The organism is Shewanella sp. KT0246 (genome assembly GCF_019654955.1).
Lineage (GTDB): Bacteria > Pseudomonadota > Gammaproteobacteria > Enterobacterales > Shewanellaceae > Shewanella > Shewanella goraebulensis.
In genome coordinates, this window is sequence record NZ_BPEV01000031.1 from 48,703 (window position 1) to 56,814 (window position 8,112).

General features: G+C 41.4%; 4 protein-coding genes and 9 tRNA genes. 6 read left to right on the forward strand and 7 right to left on the reverse strand.

What is annotated here, in order from left to right; all coding sequences use genetic code 11:
- Window positions 1-32 precede the first annotated feature (32 nt).
- Together K5Q58_RS15380 and K5Q58_RS15385 are read right to left on the reverse strand one after the other, a co-directional pair.
- Window positions 33-611, reverse strand: coding sequence for a methylated-DNA--[protein]-cysteine S-methyltransferase (locus K5Q58_RS15380; RefSeq protein ID WP_220754796.1), 579 nt, complete (start codon window positions 609-611; stop codon window positions 33-35).
- Window positions 601-2,226, reverse strand: a complete 1,626-nt coding sequence (locus K5Q58_RS15385) for a DNA-3-methyladenine glycosylase 2 family protein (RefSeq protein WP_220754797.1) — start codon at window positions 2,224-2,226, stop codon at window positions 601-603. Before K5Q58_RS15385 ends, K5Q58_RS15380 begins: the two co-directional genes overlap by 11 nt.
- Before the next feature lie 183 nt (window positions 2,227-2,409).
- Between K5Q58_RS15385 and K5Q58_RS15390 the strand changes: the two genes are divergently transcribed.
- Window positions 2,410-4,239, forward strand: a complete 1,830-nt coding sequence (locus tag K5Q58_RS15390) for an ABC transporter ATP-binding protein (protein WP_220754798.1) — start codon at window positions 2,410-2,412, stop codon at window positions 4,237-4,239.
- A gap of 260 nt (window positions 4,240-4,499) precedes the next feature.
- Here K5Q58_RS15390 and K5Q58_RS15395 read toward each other — a convergent pair.
- The 5 genes from K5Q58_RS15395 to K5Q58_RS15415 all read right to left on the reverse strand — a co-directional run bounded on the left by K5Q58_RS15395 (window position 4,500) and on the right by K5Q58_RS15415 (window position 5,031).
- Window positions 4,500-4,575: transfer RNA gene (locus K5Q58_RS15395), tRNA-Val, on the reverse strand.
- Between the two features lie 38 nt (window positions 4,576-4,613).
- Window positions 4,614-4,689, reverse strand: a tRNA-Val gene (locus tag K5Q58_RS15400).
- A gap of 37 nt (window positions 4,690-4,726) precedes the next feature.
- Window positions 4,727-4,802: transfer RNA gene (locus K5Q58_RS15405), tRNA-Val, on the reverse strand.
- 37 nt (window positions 4,803-4,839) lie between these two features.
- Window positions 4,840-4,915 (reverse strand) — tRNA-Val (locus tag K5Q58_RS15410).
- Between the two features lie 40 nt (window positions 4,916-4,955).
- Window positions 4,956-5,031: transfer RNA gene (locus tag K5Q58_RS15415), tRNA-Val, on the reverse strand.
- Window positions 5,032-5,817: 786 nt separating this feature from the next.
- Here K5Q58_RS15415 and gltX point away from each other — a divergent pair.
- The 5 genes from gltX (at window position 5,818) to K5Q58_RS15440 (ending at window position 8,067) form a co-directional block, all read left to right on the forward strand.
- Window positions 5,818-7,227, forward strand: coding sequence for a glutamate--tRNA ligase (gltX, locus tag K5Q58_RS15420; protein ID WP_220754799.1), 1,410 nt, complete (start codon window positions 5,818-5,820; stop codon window positions 7,225-7,227).
- A gap of 105 nt (window positions 7,228-7,332) precedes the next feature.
- A tRNA-Ala gene (locus K5Q58_RS15425) sits at window positions 7,333-7,408 on the forward strand.
- 83 nt (window positions 7,409-7,491) lie between these two features.
- Window positions 7,492-7,567 (forward strand) — tRNA-Glu (locus K5Q58_RS15430).
- Between the two features lie 242 nt (window positions 7,568-7,809).
- Window positions 7,810-7,885: transfer RNA gene (locus K5Q58_RS15435), tRNA-Glu, on the forward strand.
- A gap of 106 nt (window positions 7,886-7,991) precedes the next feature.
- Window positions 7,992-8,067, forward strand: a tRNA-Glu gene (locus K5Q58_RS15440).
- Window positions 8,068-8,112: the final 45 nt, after the last annotated feature.

Genomic DNA, 8,112 nt, shown 5'->3' on the forward strand with positions numbered 1-8,112 from the left:
TATGTTCGAGCAACATCAATCAAAATAACATGTCACTTTTCAGTATTTACACCTTCTAGGTTTAAAAGATATTGCTTCATCTCAAGCCCATAGGCATAACCTGTTAAGCTTCCATTTTTACCAATAACTCGATGGCAAGGAACAATAATCGCTATCGGGTTAGCGCCGTTTGCAGCGCCTACAGCTCTTACTGCTTTGGGGCGTACTATTTTGTCAGCAATCGCGGCGTAACTGCAAATTTCTCCAAAGTTTAATTCAGTTAACGCGTGCCACACTTGCTGCTGAAACTCAGTGCCTTTAGCAGCAAGTTTTACATCAAATGTTTGCCGTTCGCCTTTAAAGTATTGGCCTAACTCTGTTACCGCCTGAGTCACATAAGCTTTAGCCCGCTCTCGCTCAACTACAGATGGTTCAATTGCAGATGACTCTGTTACAAATGCATCTGCAACCCCACCTGTTTGCTGCTGAGCATTTGTTAAAGTGTCATTGGCAACAGAGTCTTGCAGCACCTGTAGATGAGTTAAACCATACTCTGATGCTTGCAATTTAAGGTTTCCCACAGGGCTACTAATAACCTGTTGGTATATCGGTGGATGATTATTAATTTTCATCGTTTTTCCATAATTGAAAGGTTAAATAACTGCCCCATGGGCTCACTTGATGACTAATTTGCTCAACTAGTTGTTGATATAACTTTGGAGTAAATTCCCTGTCTAAGCCTTTCATAGCATCTTGTTTGACAATTAAGGCTTTAACTCTGTTCTTGATGACCAAATCACCACCAAGAAAAATGTTAGGGTTACTTTCGCCGCGCATTTGAGCGTAAGCTATCGTCCAAGGACCAATTCCTTTAACCTCTATCCAAGTTTCAGGTGACGCTAACGGGCTTTGTGTAACAAACTGACCCAGTCCTTTCAAAGCACGCTTTCTTGCCCCCGGCATTTTAAACTCATCAAGTCCTGCTTCAGCCACTTGTTTGGGAGTTGGAAAAAACAACACTTCCCGTTGGCCAATGGTGCTTTTATCACCATAATTAACCGCTAATACATTTAATAATTTACTGGCTTGAATCACACTCACTTGTTGACCAAGTACTGCGCGGCAACCCGCTTCAAATACTGATGCGGTGGCTGGGATCCTCAGTCCTGATGACACAGTCATCCCCATAGACACCAATGGCTCAAACGCTGCTTCAATAACATCCATATCGGCATCTAAATCGAGTAACTTGCGTACGTATTGTACGATTTGATACAAGAAGCCTATGTGTTGTTGCTCTTCAAATTGTACGTTCAATGAAAGCTGATTTTTTGCGTTAACCGGAGCGACTTCAAATGTGCCTCTAATTAATTTGTCGTCAAGCATCACCGTAAAGCTGCGGCCATAAGACAGCGTTTTTTCGTTAAGCCACTCCATACCTTCAACCGCACGTAATTGATAGAACCTCCACATTTGAAGCCATTGAAAAGGCGGCCTGTAATCCAACAGTAAATTAATCCCTTGCGGACTAGTTTGCGGGCGATGTGAGCAAGCTTTACCTCTTGATTCGCCTGTTTTAGCGGTATTTGAGCGCCTTAATTGCGAGGGGGTTAATTGCAATTGGGACTTAAATACTTCGTTAAAACGCCTAATACTATTAAAACCTGCCGCCATAGCGACATCGGTCATTGAAAGCTGGGTCTGATGTAACAACTGTTTTGCGAACATCAGTTGACGATATAACGCATATTTTTTAGGAGAAGTGCCGAGTTGTTTGTTAAACAGCTGACTCAAATAGCGAGAGCTTATCCCAAGACGAGAAGATAAATCCGTCAATGACTCAGCGTGCTCGCCACTCAGACAACCACCATCAATTAAACGAATAGCTCTTTGTAAACTGGTGCTCGTTCCTTGCCATGCATTTGATTGCGGCGCACTATCTGGTCTGCAACGTAAACATGGTCTGAGCCCTGCTTCTGCCGCTTTAATAGCTGAATCAAAATAAACCACATTCTGTTCTTTAGGGGGCGATGCTGGGCAAATAGAACGACAAAAAATACCAGTAGTTTTAACACCAATGAAAAAGCGACCATCAAAACGAGCATCACGGCTTAATCTTGCCTGCCTGCAAACATCGTCTGACAAATGACAATTCACAGAACCTTGATTTGGTGCAGTATCGTGAGTTAATGAAGCCAAACTCAGTTCATTCGAACTATTGGTTTCATTAATATTAGAAGTCTTCATAACGGCTTAGGTTCGCTCACAACAACTTAAAGTAAATCTACTGTAACCAAAGTTAACCGTACTCACTAGCGGAAAACGGAACTCAATGATGATTCTTTTGACCATGAATTGTAATAATCAATTCAACACTTAGTTCACAAGTTACGGTATCCTAGCAATAACTAATATTTGTTTGAGCTGTTGATGTTTAAATTTTTCGAATCGTTAACCAATCCCCTTCCTCAAGAAGAACCATCCCAAGCCCCAAAAGGCATTTATGCTTTTTGCCGTCATTACACTCGTGGGTTTGAAAAGCATCTGATTATCATGTCGATGTTAACTGCATCTTTGGCCGTTTTAGAGGTCTCTTTATTTGGCTTTATGGGGAAATTAGTTGACTGGCTAGTGACTAAAAACCCTGAAACCTTATGGCAAGATGAAGGCAATACCTTAATCGGCATGTCAATTATCGTGCTGGTTGTGATCCCTCTATTAGTTTGGCTACACGCCTCTATCGTCCATCAAACCTTATTGGGTAATTACCCTATGGCGATTCGTTGGCAAGCTCATCGTTATTTGCTTAAGCAGAGTATTTCGTTCTATCAAGACGATTTTGCAGGCCGTATCGCTACTAAAGTGATGCAAACCTCATTAGCTGTGCGTGAGACAGTGATGAAATTACTCGATGTATTGATGTATATCCTGATTTACTTCACCTCAATGCTAGTCATGATCGCCAGCGCAGATATACGCTTAATGTTGCCCATGCTGATATGGTTATTTGCTTACGTCGCAATTCAATGGAAATTAGTACCTAAACTTAAAGCTATTTCAGCAAAGCAAGCCGATGCGCGTTCGACAATGACAGGACGTATTGTGGATAGCTACACCAATATTGCGACTGTTAAGCTGTTTTCTCACACCAAGCAAGAAGCTGATTACGCACAAGACAGTATGATGGGCTTTTTACACACGGTTTATGGCCAAATGCGTCTTGTCACCATCATCAACGTATTAGTCCAAGCCATTAACTACATGTTGGCATTCACAATTGCTGCAGTATCAATTTGGCTTTGGGCAGACAACGCAATTACCGTAGGCGCGATTGCTATTGCGGTGAGTTTAGCCTTAAGGCTAAATGGTATGTCGCAATGGATCATGTGGGAAATTAGTTCTTTATTTGAAAACATCGGTACTGTCACCGACGGAATGAACACGTTATCTAAGCCTATTGAAATTGAAGATAAGCCTGATGCCAAAGATATCATCGTCGATAATGGTAAAATTGATTTTAATGATGTTAGCTTTAACTATGGTGAAGATTCTGGGGTGATTAACGATTTAAATCTCAATATCAAAGCGGGTGAAAAAGTCGGCTTAGTTGGCCGTTCTGGTGCCGGTAAATCAACATTAGTTAACTTACTCATGCGATTTCATGATGTCGAAAAAGGCCATGTTGCCATCGATGATCAAAAAATTACCGATGTCACCCAAGACTCATTACGTTCAATGATTGGCATGGTTACCCAAGATACTTCTCTACTACATCGCTCAATCCGTGAAAACATACTTTATGGTGACCCAACGGCTTCAGATGAGCAGTTAATGGCCGCAATTGAGCAAGCTCAAGCCAGCGAGTTCATTCAAGACTTATCCGATCCTTTCGGTAATACCGGCTTAGATGCACAAGTGGGTGAGCGCGGGGTTAAATTATCGGGCGGCCAGCGTCAACGAATCGCAATTGCACGTGTATTACTTAAAAATGCGCCGATTCTTTTACTTGATGAAGCGACATCTGCGTTAGATTCTGAGGTTGAAGCTGCGATTCAAGAAAGTTTGTATGAGTTGATGCAAGGTAAAACGGTAATTGCTATTGCCCATCGCTTATCAACTATTGCAGCAATGGACAGATTGATCGTATTAGATAAAGGCAAAATAGTTGAACAAGGTACGCATCAAGAATTAATCAAATCTGGTGGGATATACGCACAGTTATGGGCACATCAAACAGGTGGGTTCTTAGGGATCGATTAAGCTTAAATTAAGTTTATAAAGCCGTTCAATGTAATCATTGAACGGCTTTTTTATGGTTTAAACAACAATATGCAGAGTGGATATAGACTAGCTTTATCGTTAAAAACTCTGGTTCATGAAGATTTGCTCATACTTTACAAAAAGGATGAGTGATAGGTTCTGAAAACAAAAAGTGTAGAACACAGTAAAATTGAACAGAAAAAATGAACTGTTGGAGTATAAATCAGATTTGAGAATTTAATGAGGTAAAGCAAAAGAAATGGTGGTCGATACTGGGCTCGAACCAGTGACCCCCTCCTTGTAAGGGAGGTGCTCTCCCAGCTGAGCTAATCGACCTGGGGATTTCATAATGTTTTAATTCTTTATAAAAAGAATGGTGGTCGATACTGGGCTCGAACCAGTGACCCCCTCCTTGTAAGGGAGGTGCTCTCCCAGCTGAGCTAATCGACCTGGGATTTCATAATGTTTTAATTCTTTATGAAAAGAATGGTGGTCGATACTGGGCTCGAACCAGTGACCCCCTCCTTGTAAGGGAGGTGCTCTCCCAGCTGAGCTAATCGACCTGGGATTTCATAATGTTTTAATTCTTCATGAAAAGAATGGTGGTCGATACTGGGCTCGAACCAGTGACCCCCTCCTTGTAAGGGAGGTGCTCTCCCAGCTGAGCTAATCGACCTGGGATTTACACAATGATTTAATTCTCTATAAATATAGAATGGTGGTCGATACTGGGCTCGAACCAGTGACCCCCTCCTTGTAAGGGAGGTGCTCTCCCAGCTGAGCTAATCGACCTCGCTGTGTGGGGCCGTATTATAGGGAGCAACGAAATACTGTCAACGACTTTTTCATTTAAAAAGCTTAGCCGTGGTAAAAACGTGCGGATTGTTGAATTGTTAAACGCTTTAAAGGCCATGAATGATGAAATAGACTGCTTAGAATACAAAATTGTTTATCCTTTCCTCTGGCCTTCTATCACTACAATGGTTATTTCGAATAACATTGAGCGTAAATTCATCATGCATGTATCAAAAGTTGTTCAGTCATTTAATTAATCGAACCTATTTATTGCTTTAGCTATTAATAAAGAAACAACAGTCCAAAAAGCAACTAAATGGATTCACCTGGCTGATTTGAGGTTCAGTCAAAGTTTAATCGACCACTTTACTCATTCTTAACCTTAAAATTTCAATTTATAAGCAACCTCATTTCGGGTTAAGAGTTGAATAAGTGAGATTTAAATAGCCAATATTCAACTGCCTAGTTTCAAACTTGAGCTTTGGTCTCATAGCTAGGCCAATTTGCATATCAATAGCAAGCAAGAGAATTCAGCACTTTTAGATGTGCAACGAGCAGTTTGATATGCATCTATTAGCCCGAGTTGTGGTTAAGTAAGCAATTAGCACTTTCTTTGGCTATAGTTTTTTTGCTTATGATGTTCATTATGGCTCTGCTTAATTGACGCAGTTTAAATTATCAATAGTGAAACTCGCATAACAAGGTGGTTTGGGTATAGAATATCGGCCACTTAATTATATCAGTCTTTATATAGACGTTTTGAAAATAGGTCAGTGTCCCATTATGACAACTAAGACGCGTTTTGCTCCTAGCCCAACAGGCTTTTTACATGTAGGTGGTGCTCGTACGGCACTTTATTCTTGGCTTTATGCCCGCGCAAACCAAGGCGAGTTTGTTTTACGTGTAGAAGATACTGATATTGAACGTTCAACTCCTGAAGCTTGCGCAGCAATTCTTGAAGGAATGGAATGGTTAGGACTAACTTGGGACGAAGGTCCTTATTACCAAACTAAACGTTTCGATCGTTACAACGAAATCATCGCTCAAATGCTTGAACAAGGTACTGCTTATAAGTGTTACTGTTCTCGCGAACGTATTGAAACAATGCGTGAAGAACAAGCAGCAAATGGCGAATCACAGAAATATGACGGCCGCTGTCGCGATCTTGAACCTCGTGATACTGACGAGCCATTTGTTATTCGCTTCAAAAACCCAACCGAAGGTAGTGTTGTGTTTGATGATCACGTACGTGGTCGTATCGAATTTGCTAATGACACATTAGATGACTTAATTATCGCCCGTACAGAAGGTACGCCGACTTACAACTTCTGTGTTGTAGTTGATGACTGGGATATGGGTATTACTTGTGTTGTTCGTGGAGAAGACCACATCAACAACACCCCTCGCCAAATTAACATCCTTAAAGCATTAGGTGCACCAGTTCCTGAATATGCTCATGTATCGATGATTTTAGGTGATGACGGCGCAAAACTCTCTAAACGTCATGGTGCTGTTGGTGTAATGCAATATCGTGATGATGGTTACTTGCCAGAAGCACTTCTTAACTACCTTGTACGTTTAGGTTGGTCACATGGCGACCAAGAAGTATTTTCGATGGATGAAATGATTTCGTTATTCAAACTAGACGATATCAATAAAGCTGCTTCTGCCTTTAATACTGAAAAGTTAAATTGGTTAAACCAACACTACATTAAAGAGCTTGCTCCAGAATATGTTGCAACACATCTTCAATGGCATATGGATGACCAAAAAATTGATACAGCAAATGGCCCAGCATTAGCTGAAGTTGTTACTGCATTATCTGAAAGAGCAAAAACCTTGAAAGAGTTAGCAGCTTCTAGCCGCTACTTTTACGAAGACTTCGATGCTTTTGACGAAAATGCCGCTAAAAAGCATTTACGTGGCGTAGCCATGGAGCCATTAAAGCTCATTCAACAAAAAATTTCTGCACTTCCTGAGTGGACAGTTGAAGCTATACATCAAGCAATTGAAGATACTGCTGCAGAACTTGAAGTGGGAATGGGTAAAGTCGGAATGCCTTTACGTGTAGCCGTTACAGGCGCTGGTATGTCACCTGCTGTAGATTTAACCTTATTTTTGGTTGGAAAGGCTCGTTGCGAACAAAGAATATCCAAAGCGATTGAATTTGTAGCAGATAGAATAAATTCTTAAAAAACGAGTTGACACTTTTGGCGAGGCTGCATAGAATGCGCCTCGCAGTTGAGACACAACGTGATTATTTATCGCAGTATGTCCAAATGCATTAAGTATAGTTGAGGGGCTATAGCTCAGCTGGGAGAGCGCTTCGCTGGCAGCGAAGAGGTCCACGGTTCGATCCCGTGTAGCTCCACCAATTATACTTAAATCAAAGCGTTAAGTTTTAGCCTACAGAACTTAATGAGTCATTCACTCTTTGCAGAGTCTAATGCAGTCCGGGTCCCCTTCGTCTAGAGGCCTAGGACACCGCCCTTTCACGGCGGTAACAGGGGTTCGAATCCCCTAGGGGATACCACTATTTATTTTTTCTTGATTTATTTCGAGAAAATAAAAAAGCGTTAAGTTTTAGCCTACAGAACTTAATGAGTCATTCACTCTTTGCAGAGTCTAATGCAGTCCGGATCCCCTTCGATTAAAAGAAGAGAGAGCCTAGGACACCGCGCTATTTTATTAAGAGCACGGCGGTTTCACTTTAACAGCCTTCTAAAGTGTTACTTATAGGTCTTCGTTATATTAGAAGTAAAACAATATGTCCGGGTCCCCTTCGTCTAGAGGCCTAGGACACCGCCCTTTCACGGCGGTAACAGGGGTTCGAATCCCCTAGGGGATACCACTATTTATTTTTTCTTGATGTATTTCGAGAAAATAAAAAAGCGTTAAGTTTTAGCCTACAGAACTTAATGAGTTATTCACTCTTTGCAGAGTCTAATGCAGTCCGGGTCCCCTTCGTCTAGAGGCCTAGGACACCGCCCTTTCACGGCGGTAACAGGGGTTCGAATCCCCTAGGGGATACCACTATTTATTTTTTCTTGATGTATTTCGAGAAAATAAAAAAGCGTT